The organism is Pseudomonas floridensis, assembly GCF_002087235.1.
Lineage (GTDB): Bacteria > Pseudomonadota > Gammaproteobacteria > Pseudomonadales > Pseudomonadaceae > Aquipseudomonas > Aquipseudomonas floridensis.
On record NZ_MUIO01000026.1, the window covers coordinates 25025 to 44057 of the forward strand.

Below are 19033 nucleotides of genomic sequence, written 5' to 3' on the forward strand. Positions count from 1 at the left end.
CCAACCGCGTACCTTTCTCGGAGAGAACAATGAGCGACGACCCTCAGGCCTTGGCCGCGCGTCTGATTCGTAACTTCAACGAGGTGGCGTTGCATCATGAGCGTCGCGATCCGCTGTACGAAAACCATGCCGCGCGTTTGGGCGCGGGTACTGCGGCGCAGAAACTGGGGGCGTCGGTGGACATTGTTGCGCCGGGCAAGCGTTCGTGTCCTTACCATTTTCATTATGCGCAGGAAGAGATGTTCGTGATCGTGGAAGGGCATGGCACGTTACGTGTGGCGGGCGAAATGCTGCCGATTCGCAGTGGCGACGTCATCTTTATCCCGCCGGGTCCGGAATATCCACATCAAATCATTAATACGTCGGATGCGCCGTTGAAGTACCTGTCCATCAGCACTCGAGAAACCCCGGAAGTGTGTCAATACCCGGACTCTGGCAAATATCAGGCGATGGTCACGATCAATGGTGCACGTGCATTCACGGCAGTGCAGCGACCTGGCGTTACGCTGGATTATTGGGACGGCGAACCTTGAGGAGAAAGTTTTGATATAGGCTGCCAAGCAAGCAAGTCAGGAACCTTATGCCCTGAGTTCACCAAAGTCCTTTCCACGCTTTGATGAGCAATCGCCGCTGGCAACAGCACTCAGCGTTCATTTTTCTCTCTACGCGTTTGCGCAGTTTTTCCAGCGTCTGACTGACTGTCGATAGGGCGGTCGGCCTTGGAAATTGCGCAGTTGTCGTCTCGACAGCGTGCACCGCCCTCGGGATGAGGCAACCAGGCCAGATGCGGGCGCCAGCGGCAAAAAAGTCGATAGCCCATATCGAATAGCGGCCGGGTCAATCGCCATGACAGTGGCGCAGCCCAAGCCCCCAAGCCTGCCGCTCTCCAGCTCCAGAGCGTTGCATCCAGACCTTTCACCCATATTCCGTCGGCAAATCTGGCGTGCAGGGATGACTCCATTTGCGCACGTGTGAACCCAACGGATCCGGCATCGAACGCTTCATCACTGAGGTCGACGAACTGAAGGCGATCCGCTTTGGCCTTTGCACGCAGTATCTTGATTTCCCGAGCGCAAAGCGGGCATTCACCGTCGAAATAAAGCGTCAATGGCCACTGTTGCTTCTTGTACATGGGTAGGTGCCTTGTATAAGTTTTCACCACGATAGGCTCAAAAACCTGGACTGACAACGCGCAATGCTGCTTGCCCCGTCTTTCAGAGCCCTGCGGCTTCGGTGGAGCGGCCCGGGCGATTGGCACTCCTCACCTGACGCGAGCGTTAGGCCATCTGTCTGCGAAGCTTTCAGTCTGCATCGAAATACCGGAGTGCTGCCCGACGCGGTACGACGGTCTCCGGCCGCTTTCAACTGTCTGCCCAGTTCGGCGATGTGGAGTTCGCCTTGTGCCAGCGCCTGTTCACTGGTGTGTACAGAATAATATCCAAGGTGCAGCTCATGCGGATGCGGGACTGCCGAGCCGAGCACAAATACCGCGTCCTCCTGACCCGATGCCTGCAGCATGACAGGGGTTTCGCTGGCGTTGAAACTTACCATTTCACCCGCCTGGATAACGCCATCGGCAGCCAGCCTGCCTTTGGCCAGAGCGAGCCATCCGACAGCGTGTCCGGCAGGAGGCTGATACACCCAATGCTCTCCCGGCTTCAAGGTGACCAGCAAGTAATTGACCCCCCTCCGGTGCGGGAACAGGACTGTGCACGCCTTGGTAGTGGCCGAGAATGACATGAGCCGGTTGACCGGCATCGGCGCCCACCGATTCGATGTAACGACTCTCTGGCTCAGCGTTTTCGAGGTGTTCCGGCAATGCGATCCACAGTTGAAATCCCTGGATGCGGGGAGTCTCCTCTGCGGTCAGCTCTTTGCCATGCCAGATCCCGCCGCCTGCCTGCATCCACTCGACACCGCCATAACCGAGCGATCCTTCCCCATGGTCCGGATCGCTGTAGTGCACACTGCCTTGCGTGAACACCGTCACTGTGGCAATACCGGAATGGGGATGCAAAGGCATTGCAGACAGGGCATGAATGGCATCACCACTGACGTCGAAAATATCCAGGAGCACGAAAGGCTTGAGCAGGTGCCCCAGGTCTGACGGACTCATCAGACGCGTGATGGGGCCATGGCCAGCGGTTCCGCGCGTGTGCTGTGTGATGCGCCGGGGTGTCTGCATTTGGGGGTGGGTCGTGATCATGAGTTCGACTCCTTCAGAGTCAGGCGGGCGATGGAGGAGCGAAATTCGAGAGCTGCCGTGATCGGGCCAGAACAGACTTCCGGTCACTCAGGGCTGTGTGCTCTACAGCGTTGAATGCCGAACGTGGCGAGTTCGACAAAGGGGCGGGCGGCCAGCGGCCGTGAACCCGCCCCTTGTGCGATGAGTGCTCAGGCTTCGGCAACCGCCTCACGCACGAAGTCTTCATAAGTGCGCAGCGGGTGTCCGATGATGGACTCGAGCCGAGCGACCGTTCCTTCAGACGCTTGCATGCCAAATGTCTGAATGCCCGCCATCATCAGGCGCATGTCATACGCCAGCCAGGCTGGGCCGTAGGACGCCAGTTGGCCTTCGAACGCAGCGACGTCATCGCCACCGTAGGCGATGTCACGACCCAGCGCGGTGCTCCAGACGTTCGCCACAGACGTGCCGGTCAGCGCCTGCGGCCCGACCAGCTCCAGAGTGACGCGATCCAGAGCAGAAGGAGCCTTGTCACGGCGCAACAATTCGGCAACCGCAACGTCTGCGATGTCGCGTGTGTCGATCATCGACACCCCGGCCGAACCGATGGGCATCGGGTAGACCGAGTAGTTCTGAATGGTCTGCTGGACCATGCGGTCGTTCTGCATGAAATAGGCGAGGCGCAGGATGGTGGCGGGAATGTCGAGGCTTTCGATCATGCGCTCGACCGTGTATTTGCTGGTGAAATGCGGAACGTTGGTGAACGTATCGGCATGGATCACCGACAGGTAGACGATGCGCTCGATGCCACCCTCACGAGCCAGGTTCAGGGTGATGAGGGCCTGAGTCACCTCATCGGGGGTCACGGCATTGAGCAGAAACAGCGTACGCACCGAAGCCGGCGAACTGCTGATGTCGCGCACCGAAGGCCCGCTCAGCGAGGTTACCGACGCCATGACCGCCGCTCGCGAGGGCATGTTGATACCGCGTGGCCGTTTGCGGGTCGCGGCGCCGATTCTGTTTTCCCAACTGGCGATGGGGCGCATCGGTGCCGAATTCTGCGCGGCCTATCCGGAGGTGGAGATTGAAGTTGTGGCTGAAGACCGCATGGTGGATCTGGTGGAGGAACAATTCGACGCTGCCATCCGCATAAATCCCGGCCCGGACAGCAATCTGGTCGGTCGGTGCTTCGCCAGAGACCGGATGGTCGTCGTGGCCGCGCCTGAGCTGGCCAAACCTCTGCCCGGCGCGATCAGACCCGTTCCCGGCATCGTGACGTCAACGTTTCAGCCCACGCAGTGGAGTCTCGATGGCGGGCAGTTGATTCTGGAGCCGATCCCGAAAATGAGCTTTTCCTCGCTGCTCATGGTCCGTGATGCCGCAATTGCCGGTGGCGGTGCAGCGCTCATTCCACAATCCATCGCCTGGACTCCGCTGGCGCGTGGCGAGCTGGTTCAATGGGGCACCGTCTCAGGCGCCGAGCCCGCGCTGTGGGTGCTGCACACCTCCAGGCGCCTCGCGGTCCCGAAGGTTCGTGCATTTGTGGAGTTTATGTGTGCCCGGCACCCTGATATGTCGTTGGTATGGCGAGGTTAGGACCAGCATGACGCCGTTCAAGGCCTGCTATTACATTGCAATCCAGGACCGGCGCTTTAGCGAGGGAACTGACTGACACGGCACGCACACGTGCTGTCGACGTCTCAGCGCGTCTTCACCGGTGTGCCGTCGATCTTCACGCGCATCAGGCTGTAGGGTTTCACTCGTAGATCCTTGCCGCCATGGAATCCCGCCTGGCGATGAAGCTGGTTGGCGGTGAAGTAGAGGTAGCCGTCATTTGCGACTGACAGGGTGTCTGGCCAGAGTATCCGAGGATCGTGGGCGACGGTTTGCCAGCTGCCGTCGGACAGGCGTTTGCGAATGCTGTTGTCTTCATAGTCGCCCGCATAGACCGCGCCTTGGGCATCGGCTTCCAGTCCGTCCGAAGGGCCTTTTTCACCGAGATCCTGAACCGCGGCCGCCAGTTGCTGCTCGCTGACGTTAGGGTCGCGCAAGAGTCTGGTCGGGACCGAATAGAGGTGTCGGCTGGACAGCGCACAGAAATACAAGGTCTCGCGATCGGCCGACAAGGCAATACCGTCGGATGCCACGGCGAACGGTTTGCTGGTGCCATCTGCGTTGCGCATCTTGAGTTCCTGGCCTTCGACCCTTGGCACAATGCTTCGATCTGCCGACGTCGAAGTTGCGCCACTCAGGCGGCGTACGGCTTTGCCCGACGCGATGTCCAGGACAATAATCGCACCCGGTCCGCTGACGGAGGAGTCGGTGATGTAAGCCACGCCTTGCTCGCCCGCAGTGAAATCAAATCGCATGTCGTTGACATAGGTGCCGGGCAAGACGACATTTTGCGGGATGACCACGGTCCGGACGACCTTGTTGGTCGCGAGGTCGACCGCTACAAGCTTGGCACCGCCAGGCACCGGCGAGGAAAACTCGGGGGCCGCGGTGTCAAGAATCCACAAGTGTCCCAAGCCATCAGCGACCACGCTTTGAACACTGATGAAGCCCTTTTCCGGGTGTTTCGTGTCGGCCTGATTCAACGCAAGGTCGGGGTAGGGCACCACCTTACCGTCGCGTATTTCCCCGACCGTGAACGGCACCTTGTCGCCCCAGCGAGGGAAGTTGATAAAGATGCGACCGTTTTCGCTGACGGTAACGCCGGTTGGCATGGCGTCATGAAACGCGAAAATCTGTTCAATCGTTCCCACAGGCTGATCGCTTGGCAGTGCGACCTGCGTGGTCGATTGAGCGGCCTGGCTGTCGAGCGCGACCACCATGGCAAATGACGTCCACAGCATTGATTTTTTGAAGGGCATGATAAGTCTCGTTGGTCTGATGCAGGACAGGTTGAACGTGGAAAAGCGTATGACGTTGGCATCGCCAGGCTGATAAAACACTGACTGCCCGGCATCTTGAACCCTTGGCCAGTCGGAAAGAAGCCGTTAAATTCGCTAACACTTTCAACGAAATAGAGAAAATGGCGCGTACTGGTGGGCCGTTATGGTTCGCGCACAGGGTAATGTCTGGTGGTCTCGCTGTGCAGATACAGCGTCAGGCGCTCCATCCGGAGCCGAACAGACAACCCATCAAGTCGCCTGAACCTGCTCCGGATCATCGATACGCCTGACTACTCGACAGCTTCCGCCACGCCCTGATCCTCGCCCAGAAACCCGCCGCTTTGATGCTGCCACAAGCGCGCGTAGGCGCCGTTTTTGCTGAGCAACTCGCTGTGCGTGCCTTGTTCGATGATACGTCCGTCGTCCATGACGATGAGCCTGTCCATCGCTGCAATCGTGGACAGTCGATGGGCGATGGCAATCACCGTCTTGCCCTGCATCATTTCATCGAGGCTTTCCTGAATGGCGACTTCGACTTCCGAATCCAGTGCGCTGGTGGCTTCGTCGAGCAGAAGGATCGGTGCGTTCTTGAGCATCACCCGGGCAATCGCGACGCGCTGACGCTGACCACCGGACAGCTTGATGCCGCGCTCACCCACCAGGGTGTCGTAACCCGAATGGCCTTGCTTGTCGCTCAACTGGCTGATGAAACCGTCGGCCTGAGCGTTCGCCGCGGCCGTGCTGATCTGCTCGTCCGTGGCGTCGGGGCGGCCATAGGCGATGTTGTCGCGAATGGAGCGGTGCAGCAGCGACGTATCCTGAGTGACCATACCGATGGCACTGCGCAGGCTGTCCTGCGTCACATGCGCGATGTTTTGCCCGTCGATGCGAATCTCGCCGCTGTCCACGTCGTAGAAACGCAGCAGCAGGTTGATGAGCGTTGATTTACCGGCACCGGAACGACCCACCAGGCCGATCTTTTCACCGGGGCGGATGTTCAGGCTCAGGCTGTCGAGCACCTGACGTTCGCCGTTGTAGTTGAAACTCACGTTGTCGAACGTCACTGCGCCGCCGGAGGTAACCAGTGCGCTCGCGTTCGGCGCGTCCTGCACCTTGGGGCCACGGGTCAGGGTTTCCATGCCGTCCTGCACGGTGCCGATGTTCTCGAACAGCGACGTCATCTGCCACATGATCCAGTGCGACATACCATTGATGCGCAGCGCCATGGCCGTGATCGCCGCCACTGCACCCGTGCCGACTTCGCCCTGATGCCACAGCCACAGCGCGTAACCGCCAGCGCCCATGATCAGCGCGACCACCAGCGCCTGATTGACGATTTCGAACTGGCTGACCAGGCGCATCTGACGAAAGCCGGTCTGCTTGAAATCTTCCATCGCTGCACGTGCAAAATGCGCTTCACGCTTGGAGTGGGAGAACAGCTTCACCGTGGTGATGTTGGTGTAGGCGTCAGAAATACGGCCGGTCATCGAGGAGCGCGCATTGGCCTGTTCCTGCCCGACTTTCCCCAGGCGCGGCACGAAGTAGCGCATGGCCAGCCCGAACAACACCACCCAGGCAATGAAAGGCAGCATCAGTTTCAGGTCGAAGCCGCCAGCCAGCGCGATGATCGCAATGAAATACACGCCGATGCCGGGCGCGATTTCGATAAGCGTGAACAGCACTTCGCGTACTGACAACGCCGTCTGCATCACCTTGGTCGTGACCCGGCCGGAGAACTCATCGGAAAAGAACGAAAGGCTTTGTCGCAGCATCAGCCGATGGAAATCCCAGCGCAGCCGCAACGGCAGGTTGATCGCCAGGACCTGATGCTGAACCATGGTCCGTAACGCGACCAGCCCGACGCTGGTCAGCAGAATGATGCCGATGCCCCACAGCACTCGACTCTCCTGTCCATCTGCAGCGCCGCCGGCCTGCCAGGTCGAGAGCAGGTCCACGACCTGGCCAAGGAAGGAAAACAGCCAGGCCTCGTAGATCGACACACTGGCGCTGAGTACCGCGAGCGCGAGGACGTAACCCCGAGCCCCACGCGTGCACGCCCACAAAAATTTCCCCATGCCTTCAGGCGGCGGTGGTGCCTCGTCGGGCGGGAAAGGATCAAGTCGTTTTTCAAATGCGCGAAGCATTAGCAGTCTCCATACAAACCGGTTAAAGCGATTCCGTCATCGAACCGTCGCGTCGAGCTTTTCAGACGCAAGTGGCCAGCCCCGCAGCCGATGCTGCCTGCAACGTAGGCTCTGTAGGCAAAGTGGCTGCGCTCGCACAGAGCCTGAGGCCTGTGGGTCAAATGAGTCAGTAGTAGACCACCTCAGGGGGAATATCTCTCTGAAAAGTAGAAATCGGGGTTTTGTCGCTGTGCGTTGCGAAGGACAGCAGCAGGCGTCTGGGGTTTTCCAACAGACGCATGTAGGGTCGGCCGCTTCACACTCGCTGAGGTCAAAGGTAAAGGCGTCGGGATGCAGGCGGTACGCCTCGATCATCAGCGTACGATATGACGTGGCACGCTCTGGGGTCCGTCGCTGAATGATTGCGGTCATTGACGTCACGACCCGGGGTGATGTGCTGGTGATGTGCGTCCAATGCTCGAAACGACATCGGAGAAGTGTTATGAGTTTTTAATCGGACGGAGGAGGGCAGATGGCGTCAGAACAAGCTATCCACCCCATGTGTGCGAATAAACGAGTCAGTGGGATGCTGCATCGAGGATCGTCATCGCCACCAGCTTCTCCCTGATAATTGAAACGTCAATGATCGGCTCGGCTCTTGCGTCGCAGAGTGAGTTGAGCCAGGCACCATCGGCGGCGACCCGGACTATTTCGAGGATCGAGTCATTGTCTGTAGCGGCATGACGTTGAAGCCTGTCTTTCAACCAGACATTCCATTTAGAGGCCAGCTCGGCCCTCTCCATGACAGAGCCTACAATGACGGCCCACTTGCTCTTCGCGGTGTCGTCCAGTGTCAATGCGAGTCTGACGTAAGCACGCGTAAAGCATCCAGATTGCAGCGGATCAGCGGCTATTGAGTCATCGATGGCGATATCCAGTTCTGTGAGCATCTCATCAAACATAGCGTCCACCAGAGCCTGCTTGTTGACGAAATGGTGAAACAAGGCGCCCTTCGTAACGCCCGCGGCAGAAGAAACCGCGCTCACGGTCGCTGCTGAAAGCCCCTGCGTAGCGGCAATGGAGGCTGTGCAATCGAGCAGCAACTTGCGAACACGATCCGGGGCTTTTTGACGATTGTAAGGAGAGCTCATTTTCAGTGTCCGCCCGTTTTGGAAAAGGCGTTCACGATGACCACTCCGGCCACGATAAATCCGATTCCAACCATCGTGATCCAGTCCATCCTTTGCTTAAGGTAAACCACGCTGATAACCGCGGTCAGTACGATACCGAGTCCACCCCAGATGGCGTAAGCCACACCGAGAGGCAGGGTACGCAACGCCTGTGCAAGAAGGTAGAACGAACATCCGTAGAAAACGACGGCAGCAAGCGTAGGGCCAAGCCTGGTGATGTGCTCTGAACGGCTCAGGAACGTAGTGCCAATCAGCTCGAACACGATAGCACCCGCAAGCGCGATCCAGGAAACGGTAGTGGGGTTCAAGTGCGAATACCTTTGCAACTTTCGGAGAGGTGTCGAATCCTAACATACCATTCGGTATCTTTGCATCGGAGTTTCCACATGCGTCCTACCAAGATGATTGCCCACAGCCCCTACCTGCCTTACGACAACGACGTGCCTGACTATAACGTTACCTTCAAACATCTTTCGCCTGTGGCGTTCAACGGGTGGAAGCGCGAATCCCTCTCCTGGAAAACGGGGTGCTACCTGCATGCGGGCCTGAATCCCGCTTCCCCCTATCGGCTTCGTGGCCCTGATGCGCTATCGCTTTTGCGCGACGCGTGTATCAATGGTTTTGAAACGTTCTCGATTGGCTGTTCCAGGCACGCTGTCATGTGTAACCAGTCAGGCAATGTGATGGCTGATGGCGTGGTAATCCGCACCGCTGAAGACGACTTCACAGGATTCTTTTTAAACCCTTACATTGATTATCTTGTGGCCTCTGGACGTTACGACGTAAGGGGAGAAGATTTGTCGGGAAAAACCTTTCTCTTTCAAGTTGCTGGCCCGAAATCACTTCAGGTACTGGAAGCTGCCACGGCAGAGAATCTGCGTGATATCGATTTTTTTTGGCACCGCACCAGCATCATAAGGTTCGAAGGTTCCAGCTGGCCGGTTCGAATTCTTCGAGTGGACGTCGCAAGGACGCTGGCTTATGAGGTACACGGTCAAATAGAACACGCCCATGATGTTTACCGTGCTCTTCAAAACGCTGGGGAGGCATTTGCGATAGAGCGTTTAGGTATGCAGGTCTATGGAATGAACCACACCGAGGGTGGTTTTGCGCAGTCGTTCATTCATTTCCTCCCAGCCTATAATCAAGACCCCGAATTTATGGCATTTCTCGGTGCACGTGCCGATGAATTCATGAACAACCTTCCAGGCAGTGCGGGAACCTGCCTGGAAAAACGATTCGCCAATCCGATAGAACTGGGTTGGGGCCACATGATCAGGTTTGATCACGAGTTCGCAGGACGTGCGGCCTTGGAGGCCATTCTTGGGACACCACACCGGAGGATCGTGACATTGGAGTGGGACGCTGACGATGTTCTCGAAGTGTATGCGTCCCAGTTCGTGCAGGGTGTGGATACAGAGTTCATGGAGTTCGCTGCCAACCCGGTCTGGACAGCCCACAACTCTGTAGTGTTCAGTGATGACGTGTTTGCGGGCGCCTCACTCGTCGGAATTTCCAGTGGACGCGTGTTTAGCCACTATTACCGCAAGATGCTGTCATTGGCATTGCTCAGCCCGCAATATGCAAAGATAGGGGAAACCCTGGAAGTGCTATGGGGCTCGCCTGGGAGCACGCAGAAACGTATCAAGGCGACCGTAGCTCGGTATCCGTATCTGGACTTGCCCAAGAACAGTGAAATCGATGTGAGTCACTCTCTTGGTATCGATTATCCGAAGCGTTAGGCGCCTCGAAACAGGCGCTCAACGCATCCTCTGCGGTAGTTAAGTGTTGCAACAGTGTCTTGGCAAGAACTTGAGCCTGTCTGATGACTGATATACGCAAATGGTGGCCCAACCTCTGATTGGGCCGTTAACTCAACGATTGACCCAGCGCAGGCGTGCGGGGCGGAACGACGCGCTTGTTCCCCAGCGACTCGAAGGCCGACGCGAAGCGCAGCAGGTTCGAGTCGTCGTAGGCGCGCCCGGCAAAGGTCAGCCCGACCGGCATGCCGATGTCGGCCATCAAGCCCATCGGGACGGTGACGGTCGGCACACCCAAGTGGCGGATGGCGAGGTTGCCATTGGCGACCCAGACGCCGTTGCTCCAGGCGATGTCGGCTGATTCGGGATTGATGTCGGCGTCCGCCGGGCCGACGTCGGCGACGGTCGGAAACAGTACCGCGTCCAGTCCGAGTTTTTCCATCCAGTCTTCCAGGTCGACGCGGCGCGTCTGTTCCAGTCCGCGCAGGCCGTCCGGCAGGGTCGGGATCTCGTTCCATGGCGTGATACCACGTTCGGCCATGCGCACGTACTCGTCCATGCCGGCCGCCAGATCGTCTTCACGGTTGGGCAGGGTGCCGGGGTCGTGGGGGAAAATTTTCGGGCCATCGGCATCGGCCAGGCGGTTCAATTCCGGGTCGCCGTTGGCACGCAGGAAGTCGTCGAACGCCCAGGCAGACAGCTCCCACAGTTCGTGGTGCAAAAACGCTTTGGACACCAGCCCACGAGTGAACACCGTTGGCGCGCCCGGGCGATCACCCTCGCAGTTGGAGACCAGCGGGAAGTCGACATCGATGACTTCGGCGCCTGCTGCGGTCAGTGCCTGACGCGCCGCCTCCCAAAGATCGATCACCGAAGGCCTGGTGATGATCCGCTGTCCGGTCGGGCCGCCGATGCCGGGTTTTTCGGCGGTGCCGGCATCCGGGTCGGCATTGATGTACATGCGTGGCACGCCGAAACGCTTGCCGAAAAGGCTCTGCGTGCCAGCGCTCAACTCGGCGTAGGCGGCGGGGCGTACCGAAGCCACTGGCGGAATTGGCACCCACGGCTGCAACCGCCACAGGTCACCCCGAGGGTCTGAGTCTTCTGCGACGATCACGTCCAGTACTTCCAGCAGGTCGGCCATGGTCCGGGCGTAGGGCACGACCACGTCCATGGTTGGCGTCAGCGGCCAGTTGCCGCGCACCGAAATCACTCCGCGTGAAGGGGTGTAGGCACACAGGCCGTTGTTGGACGCCGGGCCGCGGCCGCTCGACCAGGTTTCCTCGGCCATGCCGAACGCCGCGAAGCTGGCGGCAGTGGCGGTGCCTGCACCGTTGGACGAGCCGGAGGCGAAGGGCGCGGTCAGGTAGTCGGCGTTGTATGGGCTTTCGGCACGGCCATACACGCCACGCTGCATGCCGCCATTGGCCATCGGTGGCATGTTGGTCTTGCCCAGGCAAATGGCTCCGGCGTCACGCAGGCGGCTGATGGTGAAGGCGTCCTTCTGCGCAACCAGACTGGCAAATGCCGGACTGCCCGATGCGGCGGTCAGGCCTTTGACCAGATAGCTGTCCTTGGCGGTATAGGGAATGCCGTCGAGCGGGCCCAGCGTCTGGCCTTGTGCGCGGCGTGCATCCGACGCACGGGCTTCTTCGAGCGCTTCAGGGTTCGGAACCACCACCGCGTTGAGAGCCGTGGCGGTGTCCGGTCCATCATAGGCAGCGATCCGGGCGAGGTAAGCCCGCACCAGTTCGACGGCGGTGGTCTGGCCGGATTCAAGCGCCTTGCGCAACTCGGCAATGGAGACTTCTGTGACTTCGATCATGGGGTTATCACCGACTGCTGATAATGGGCAACATAAGCGCTGCGCCTTGCGTGCGGGGTCAGGTGCAGTTGGCCGCTTTCCGGTAGCCTGCCGCCCTGGCTTTGGATTCAGACTCGAAGGATATCCGATTTTTCGACGAGACCTTATCGTAGCTCGGGCAACCCTGCGGCAAGTGATAGATGTGGCTGTTGAGGTTGCCGATGACCACGCCTGCCGAGGACGACGGGGTGGCGGGCTTTTGCGCCGGGGCTTGTGCGGTTTTCTGCGGGATGGCGCTGACCACGCCGTCGCCAACCGGCTTGTAGCCCGACGTCCAGGTACGCTCACGGCTCACGAACGGATTGGTGTGGCCCATGACCGTTGCGATACGGCGGTCGCGTTCCTTTTCCCATGCCGTGACCGGGTATTGCTTGTCCCAGGCCATCAGCAACTGTTGCTGCTGGCGGGACATGTTCAGGTTGTAGCGATCGAACATGTAGAACGTCGCCCGGGCCACCAGGCCTTTCACTTCGTCGCGCGGCTCTGCGACGTGTTGTTCAAAATCGACGCGGGTCTTGCACTGGCCGTACTGCGGCGCTGCGCTTGAGGCCATGCCGTAGTTGTAATTGTTGCGGTCGCCATTCACTTCACCCACGGCCGGGTACAGGTTGAACAGGTCGGCTTCCATGGCCTTGAACACTGGGTCATCGCTTTCGCAATGTTCACGTCCGCCGTTCTGCCAGCATTGGCGCTGGTGCCCGAAAGTCCAGGCCGGGACGATGTGTTCCCACTCGGTGCGCGCTGCACGATTCTCTTGTTTTCGAGCTTGCAGACCACAGGAACCCGCATCGATCCGACCGCCCGACTTACCGACCCAGGACCATTTGCAGCCGCAATACAGATCGCCCTGAGCGCTGCTGGCCTGATCGAGATAGACCTTCTGCCGGGCGACGACCTTGGCTTCGGAAAAGGTGGATGGCGGTTCTGCAAAGGCGGAGTTGGTAGCGAGGAACGAGAGCGTCAAGACGTAAAGCAGAAATTTCATGAGTCAGCATATTTCAGGTTCAGGGGCGCGCATTGTACTCATCGAGGGCTGATTGTGAACGCAAGGCCTTGCATCAGGGGTTTCCCGGGTGGATGACCCGCAGGGTGTCTCAGGTGTTTTGGCCAAGTGACTGGCGGCGATGAACTCATCCCAAGGGCCTGCCGGATAGAGCAGGCTGGATCGGGGTTGAGTCTTTCGCAGAGCTGTCTGAATCAGGCGAGGCACGGACTGCTGACATCGTTCTGAGCGTGCGAGTTGTCGCAGTGTGCGCGGCAAGCGCCCCGGCAAGCCGGGGCTTGTCCTTGTTAAAGCCGGAACTTGCTCACCTCATGCTGCAGGCTGCTCGCAAGGGTTTTCAGCCCGCCGCTGGTCTTGAGCAACTCCTGTACCGACATGTTGTTCTGTTCAGCCATTTGAGCAGAGCGCTCTACGCTGCGTGCGACATCCTGGCTGGCAGCGGTTTGCTCGCGCAACGCAAACGATATCTGGTCCACCACGTGCAAGACCTTGCTGGAACTGTCACGGATTTCGATAATCGCCTGGCCAGCACTGCCTGCCATTTCCACGCCGGTGTTCACTTCCAGTACCCCGCTGCGCATGCTTTCTACGGTCTCCCTGACACCCGCCTGGATTTTTTCGATCATGCTGGCGATCTCTTTGGTCGACTTGCCTGTGTTTTGTGCCAGCAGGCGTACCTCGTCGGCGACGACGGCAAATCCGCGACCCTGTTCACCTGCACGAGCGGCCTCGATGGCGGCGTTGAGCGCCAACAGGTTGGTCTGGTCGGCGATGCCTTGAATCACGCTGATGATCGATGAAATATGCTCGGAATGCTGGCCCAGTCCTGACACCTGGGTCGACGAATGCTGCACGGTACGGGCGATACCGTTCATGCTGGACAGCGTGTTCTCGATGACCTGTACGCCTTCCCTGGATTGCTCGCCTGAGCGGCTGGCGATCTGATGGGCCTCGTCGGCGTTTTCGGAAACATGGTGAATGCTGACAGTCAGCTCTTCGATGGTGGCAGCCATCATTGAAGCAGACGTCGACTGCTCTTGAACGGCTCCGGATAGTTGCTCGGAGGCTCCGGAAATCTGCTGCACGGAAACCACCAGTTGATTGGCGGCCTGGCTGATCTGTTGGATCATCTCGCGCAGGCGGTTCTGCATCCGGTCGAAGGCCTTGGGCAGTTCATCGTGACTACTGGTGTCGATGACGGTGTCCAGTCGGCCTTCGGCCACGGCTGTGGCGGCGTCAATGGCCAGTTGCAGACGAGCGGTGGTGCTGCGGCCCAGTGCCGTTGCCAGAATGGCGCAGAGAATTGCGGCCGCAATGCCGCCGCACACCAGAATCATCAATGCTAAATGCTTGGCATCGATCATGTTCTGGCTTCTTTTTGCCAGCAATATGTTTTCCGCAGCGCTGATTTCTGCCAGCGTTGCGCGCATGCTGTCCATCTTCGCCTTGTCGGCACCGGACATGATGCGCTTGTCCAACTCATCATCCGGCAGGTTGCGTGCGGTCAGATCCCTGCGCATGGCGACGATGGGGTTGATGTCATCTTCAAGCCAGCGTTTGTAGGTTTCCCCCAGCGAGGTCAAGCGTCGCTGTTGCTCGGGGTTGTCAGCGGTCAGCCGTTTGAGAGCATCGAGCTCTTCGCCAAAGCGTTTTTCACCCGCGATCAGGGGCTCAAGAAAGGCCTCTTTCGAGGCAATGACGAAGCCGCGCATGCCAGTCTCGATATTGATCAACTGTTCCAGGGCCAGTTGCGCTTCGCTGAGCACCTGATAGGTATGAACATTGCTGTTGGTAGCATCTTCGACCTGCTCAAACCCTCTGTAGGCACTGGCCACCAGAACGGCGATAAGCACGACAATAGCGATAAAACTGAAGTAAAGCTTCTGCGAAATGCTGAGCTTATTAAACATGACGTAGGTCCTGAAACGTGCCTTCCTGGCAATCCGATAACGTTTTTGTGTGTGGATAGCGGCAGTGATTAAGTTTTTTCGAGGTTGATATCATTTGGATATCATTGGTTTCGACCGGGCATTGGTTATCTTTAGGGGCATGCCCCAGCTGCCGAAGATATTTATATTTAAGAAGCTTAATCTATTGAAGTTAAAGCGATTTATATTTAGATTTTGCTCGACATATAACCAAGAAATCAAACCGCGTGAACGGTATTTTGACGGCGTTATATTGACTGTCACTGGATGAGTGATGGCTGGGTGGGATGTTTCAGAAGCGCCATCGAACATCAGCTCGACGGCGGTGCTGCGATGCTGATGTTCCAACCGGCTAATGACCGCAACGGTCGCCGCATCTGAGGCAGCGAAACGTCAGGTGCGACCGGTACTTAAGCGAAGTGAACACGACCTTCAGCCTGGCAGCGAGCAGGTTCATCAGGGTTTGAGGTGAAAGGACGCCTTGGTTATGTGTTCAAGACGCCATCACTGGTTTTATTTTTTCATTATCAGCGCAGCGGCCTGGTCCTTCTGCGCGTCTGACAGCGTTCCATTCTGAGAAAGCTTGGCCAGCGAGTTGTTTGCACTCATCAGGCTGGCAGTGAGTGCACCCAGATCCGACTGCAGCATCCCGGCTCTGCTTTGTCTGGCTTCAGGGGTCAGGCTTTGATCGGCCATAAGTGCTTGCAGTTCCTGCTGCTTCTTCTCGATTTTTTGCTGCAACTCGCGAATCATCTTCAGGATGTTCTGCGCGTCTGCCGGCAGCCCGCTCTCTTCAATGTCTTTGTTCGAGTTGGCGCTTTTATCTTCGGCGGACTTTTGCAGACTCAGGCTCGATAACGAGACTTTGACGCCTTCGGCCGGGGTAGCGACCGCCTCGGTCGATGCCACTTCCGGCGTATTGGCAGCCGTTTTTCTTTCCCCTGCGTTCACTGTCGATGTTTGAGCAAGGTTGGAGGTCGGCAAGTTGAGGGTGATCATTGTCTGCGCCTTAATGATAAAAGTGGTAGAACGGCATCGGCGTCTGGGTGAATTACTTTAGATGAAGAAGCATTTATCAACCGGTCGCGCCGGGCAACCCTGCCGTGGGACTGAAAACACGACTTCAACGGGCATGAATCTAACGCTTTTGGCTGCCCCTTATGCGCGTCCAGCAACGGCCCTGTATGCTTGCACCCTGCAAACAGGAAGTTAACGAATCCGCCATGCCCGAAAATCTGCCTGATCCTGCCGCAGCGCCAGCGGCCAAACGTCGTCGCATCCCGAAAGGCGATCTGCGCAAAGTCGATATCATTCAGGCAGCGCTGGTGATCTTCGCCCGTGACGGTTTCGCCGGTGCGTCGCTGTCGAACATTGCCAAGGTGGCGGGCATCTCTCAGGTCGGATTACTTCATCATTTCCCCAACAAGCTCGCGTTGCTGCAGGCGGTGCTCGACCATCGGGATCGATGCATCTCGACCCGATTGCAGGAAGCGGAACAGGTGGCAACGCTGGAAGGCTTTGTGGCGTTTCTGCAATTCATCATGCGGTTCAGCGTCGAGGACGCCTCCGTCAGTCAGGCACTGATGATCATCAACACCGAGAGCCTGTCAGTCACCCATCCGGCGAACCGCTGGTTCTGCGAGCGTTTTCATATCGTGCACGGCCATCTTCAGGCGCAGTTGAATCAACTGGTGCAGGCGGGTGAAGTGCGTGGAGATATCGACGTGAAACAGGTTTGCATCGAGCTGGCGTCGATGATGGACGGCCTGCAGATTCAGTGGCTCCGCTCCCGGACCGACGTGGACATTGAAGGCGCGTTTACCCGGTTCCTCGAGCGAATGGCGTTGGACCTGCGAGTAAGGTAACGAAGGATGCAGTGCTGCGAGCCGAAAGCAACCGGCGGTCGTGAAGACCGCCGGTTGCTGTCCGTCAGTAAGCCTGTTCCGGCTTGACCTGCACGGCCTTGCGCAGCGGGATCGGGAGCGGGTTGGAATCGCGCGTGGTCAACTGCTCGGGGTAAAGCGCGACGACGGTGCGGTCCAGCGTGAGGTTCTCCGAGTCCTTGCCCACCAGCACTTTGAACTTGCCCGGATCGACTTTCCAGCTCACCGAATCCGGTGAGTAATAGGCGAACGAGCGCGAATCCAGCGCGATGGTCACGGTTTTGCTTTCGCCCGGCTTCAGGTAAACCTTGGAAAAGCCTTTCAGTTCTTTTTCGGGACGATCAACCTGTGGTTTGGAAGGCTGCACGTACAGCTGCGCGACTTCGAATCCGGCCTTGTCACCGGTGTTGGTGACCGTGAACGTGGCATTGAGGGTCGAGCCCGGTGTCAGCACATTGGTCGACAGCTTAAGGTTGCTGTACGCATAGGACGTGTAGGAAAGACCGTAGCCGAACGGATAGAACGGCTTGGTGTGCTTCCTGTCGTAACCGCGATAGCCCAGGTACAGCCCCTCACTGTAAGTCATTTCGGTCGGCGGATTGGGGCTGCTGAAGTAGTACGGCACCGGGTCCTGATACGACGCGTAGCTCGGATTGTCCTGCACCTTCTTATCCAGGGTGATCGGCAGCTTGCCGGACGGGTTGACCTTGCCGAACAGAATCTCGGCCAGTGCCTGTCCGCCTTGCTGGCCCGGGAACCAGGCATGCAGCGAGGCTGCGACCTTGTTCGCCCACGGCTGCATGTCCATGCCGCCACCGCCGTGCAGGACCACGATGGTTTTCGGGTTGGCTTTCTGCACGAAACTGATCATTTCCGACTGGAACTGCGGCAGTTCGAACGGGTGATCCAGTGACTCGCCTTCATACTCGAAGTTGCTCCCCGCCGCGATGACCACTGCATCGTAGTCCGCCAGATTCTTCGGCGGACGCAACGACGCCCAGCTCATCTGCACGCCGTTCAGGCCACCCAGCACCGGGGTGAAGTTGCCTTTGAGTCGGCGATATTCCAGACGCACGTTGTACTCGCTGCCGGCTTTCAGGCTGGCGGTCTTGACCGTGCGCGGCACGACCGGAATCAGGTCGAAAGAGACTTGTCCGCCGTCGTCTTCGGCCACCAGTTCGTCATTGATCCACAGCTTGTAGGCACCATCGGCCCGAACCTTGACTACATGCGGGCCAGTGATCGTCGGCTTGATCTTGCCAGTGAAGCGGGCGGAGAAAGCACCTGCTGCCGGGTTGTAGCCGCTGACTGTGGTCGAGCCACTGTCCGTCACGTTGCTGTTGGTGACCCAGTCCAGGTTGACGCCCGGCTCGATGCGCGTGGCAACCGGATTGCCCGACAGGCTGGTGTTGGCGTAATACTCGGCTTTTACGCCGGCATTGCTGATCGCCTGCTTGTCACTGCCCGGCTGATACCAGACTGACGACTTTGGGTTCAGGCTCATCTGCGTCAGGTATTCAACGTTCGCGGCGCTGGATGCCAGTTGCTTCAGCCCGCTGAGCTCTGTGACGTAACTGGCCGGAACAGAGTAGGCCGTGCCGAAGGGCGAGGAGGGTGGTTGCGCGGCCAGGTCGCCGATCACTGCGATCTTCGAACTCTTCGCCAACGGCAGCAGCGGTTTTTGTCCATCCACCGGTTCGTTGCGCAGCAGCACGATGGATTCGCGCGCAACATTCAGCGCAGCCAGTTGACCGTACTCGCGATGCACCAGCGGTTGCGCCTTGTTGATGCCTTTGTCGAAGCCGTAGCTCACCAGCGCTCTCAGGTTGCGCCGCACTTTGTCGTCTATCACGCTCTGGTGCAACTGGCCGTTCCAGACGTAGGGCAGCAGTTTGGCTTCGGTGAATTGCAGGCCGCTCGGCATATCGATGTCAGTCCCTGCCCAGGCACCCTTGAAAGCGTCCTGCACTGAGTTGAAGTCGCTCATGACGTTACCCTGAAAGCCCCACTGGCCTTTGAGGATGTCGGTAATCAGGTGGTGATTCTCGCAGGCGTATTCGCCGTTGATCTTGTTATAGCCACACATGACCGAAGCAATGTTGGCGTTCTTGACCAGCGACTCGAAGCCCGGCAGGTACAGCTCCTGCATGGCGCGCTCATCGATCTTCACGTCCAGATAATGCCGATTGGCTTCCTGTTCGTT

Annotated in this window: 13 protein-coding genes and 3 pseudogenes; 4 read left to right on the forward strand and 12 right to left on the reverse strand. The window is 58.5% G+C overall.

The genetic code is table 11. From position 1 onward, the window contains the following. The first annotated feature begins 29 nt into the window (after nucleotides 1–29). Entirely contained in the window at nucleotides 30–533 is a 504-nt protein-coding gene (locus BZK31_RS09795) for a cupin domain-containing protein (RefSeq protein ID WP_083182493.1), read from the forward strand. A gap of 110 nt (nucleotides 534–643) precedes the next feature. On the opposite strand, the gene BZK31_RS09800 is transcribed toward BZK31_RS09795, so the two are convergent. From BZK31_RS09800 to BZK31_RS09810, 3 genes and pseudogenes are all read right to left on the reverse strand, one after another. Next, nucleotides 644–1132 carry a thiol-disulfide oxidoreductase DCC family protein gene (locus BZK31_RS09800; RefSeq protein ID WP_083182494.1) on the reverse strand — a complete coding sequence of 163 codons (489 nt, stop codon included), beginning with the start codon at nucleotides 1130–1132 and terminating at the stop codon, nucleotides 644–646. Between the two features lie 218 nt (nucleotides 1133–1350). Next, nucleotides 1351–2206: pseudogene (locus tag BZK31_RS09805) on the reverse strand (pirin family protein); the annotation flags it as partial. Between the two features lie 188 nt (nucleotides 2207–2394). Further along, nucleotides 2395–3084 (reverse strand): annotated as a pseudogene (locus BZK31_RS09810) (NmrA family NAD(P)-binding protein); the annotation flags it as partial. Between BZK31_RS09810 and BZK31_RS09815 the strand changes: the two are divergent. Continuing rightward, nucleotides 3077–3781, forward strand: a pseudogene (locus tag BZK31_RS09815) (substrate binding domain-containing protein); the annotation flags it as partial. The pseudogenes BZK31_RS09810 and BZK31_RS09815 sit on opposite strands and share 8 nt — an antisense overlap. A 104-nt stretch (nucleotides 3782–3885) precedes the next feature. Here the strand turns inward: BZK31_RS09815 and BZK31_RS09820 are convergent. The 4 genes from BZK31_RS09820 to BZK31_RS09835 all read right to left on the reverse strand — a co-directional run bounded on the left by BZK31_RS09820 (nucleotide 3886) and on the right by BZK31_RS09835 (nucleotide 8700). After that, the gene (locus BZK31_RS09820; protein WP_244182659.1) at nucleotides 3886–5019 is read right to left on the reverse strand and encodes a major royal jelly family protein; all 1134 of its coding nucleotides are present in this window, start codon (nucleotides 5017–5019) and stop codon (nucleotides 3886–3888) included. A gap of 350 nt (nucleotides 5020–5369) precedes the next feature. Next, nucleotides 5370–7223, reverse strand: coding sequence for an ABC transporter ATP-binding protein (locus BZK31_RS09825; protein ID WP_083182497.1), 1854 nt, complete (start codon nucleotides 7221–7223; stop codon nucleotides 5370–5372). A gap of 557 nt (nucleotides 7224–7780) precedes the next feature. Continuing rightward, on the reverse strand, nucleotides 7781–8353 hold the full coding sequence (locus tag BZK31_RS09830) for a TetR/AcrR family transcriptional regulator (protein ID WP_083182498.1): 573 nt from the start codon (nucleotides 8351–8353) through the stop codon (nucleotides 7781–7783). Between the two features lie 2 nt (nucleotides 8354–8355). After that, nucleotides 8356–8700, reverse strand: a complete 345-nt coding sequence (locus tag BZK31_RS09835; RefSeq protein ID WP_083182499.1) for a DMT family transporter — start codon at nucleotides 8698–8700, stop codon at nucleotides 8356–8358. Nucleotides 8701–8778: 78 nt separating this feature from the next. Here BZK31_RS09835 and BZK31_RS09840 point away from each other — a divergent pair, with 78 nt between their 5' ends. After that, on the forward strand, nucleotides 8779–10134 hold the full coding sequence (locus tag BZK31_RS09840) for an aminomethyltransferase family protein (RefSeq protein ID WP_083182500.1): 1356 nt from the start codon (nucleotides 8779–8781) through the stop codon (nucleotides 10132–10134). Nucleotides 10135–10261: 127 nt separating this feature from the next. On the opposite strand, the gene BZK31_RS09845 is transcribed toward BZK31_RS09840, so the two are convergent. The 4 genes from BZK31_RS09845 to BZK31_RS09860 all read right to left on the reverse strand — a co-directional run bounded on the left by BZK31_RS09845 (nucleotide 10262) and on the right by BZK31_RS09860 (nucleotide 15946). Then, a complete protein-coding gene (locus BZK31_RS09845) occupies nucleotides 10262–11977 on the reverse strand; it encodes an amidase (protein WP_083182501.1) in 1716 nt (571 codons plus the stop codon). A 58-nt stretch (nucleotides 11978–12035) separates the two neighbouring features. Beyond that, complete coding sequence (locus BZK31_RS09850; protein ID WP_083182502.1) at nucleotides 12036–13001, reverse strand: endonuclease; 966 nt, start codon at nucleotides 12999–13001, stop codon at nucleotides 12036–12038. A gap of 305 nt (nucleotides 13002–13306) precedes the next feature. Beyond that, nucleotides 13307–14929 (reverse strand): methyl-accepting chemotaxis protein, encoded by a 1623-nt coding sequence (locus BZK31_RS09855; protein ID WP_083182503.1) that lies wholly within the window; start codon nucleotides 14927–14929, stop codon nucleotides 13307–13309. Between the two features lie 531 nt (nucleotides 14930–15460). Further along, nucleotides 15461–15946 carry a hypothetical protein gene (locus BZK31_RS09860; RefSeq protein ID WP_244182658.1) on the reverse strand — a complete coding sequence of 162 codons (486 nt, stop codon included), beginning with the start codon at nucleotides 15944–15946 and terminating at the stop codon, nucleotides 15461–15463. 224 nt (nucleotides 15947–16170) lie between these two features. Here BZK31_RS09860 and BZK31_RS09865 point away from each other — a divergent pair, with 224 nt between their 5' ends. Next, entirely contained in the window at nucleotides 16171–16812 is a 642-nt protein-coding gene (locus BZK31_RS09865; protein ID WP_083182504.1) for a TetR/AcrR family transcriptional regulator, read from the forward strand. A gap of 64 nt (nucleotides 16813–16876) precedes the next feature. Here the strand turns inward: BZK31_RS09865 and BZK31_RS09870 are convergent. Next, nucleotides 16877–19033 (reverse strand): glycoside hydrolase family 3 C-terminal domain-containing protein (locus tag BZK31_RS09870; RefSeq protein WP_083182505.1); only part of this gene is annotated, 2157 nt, incomplete at its 5' end.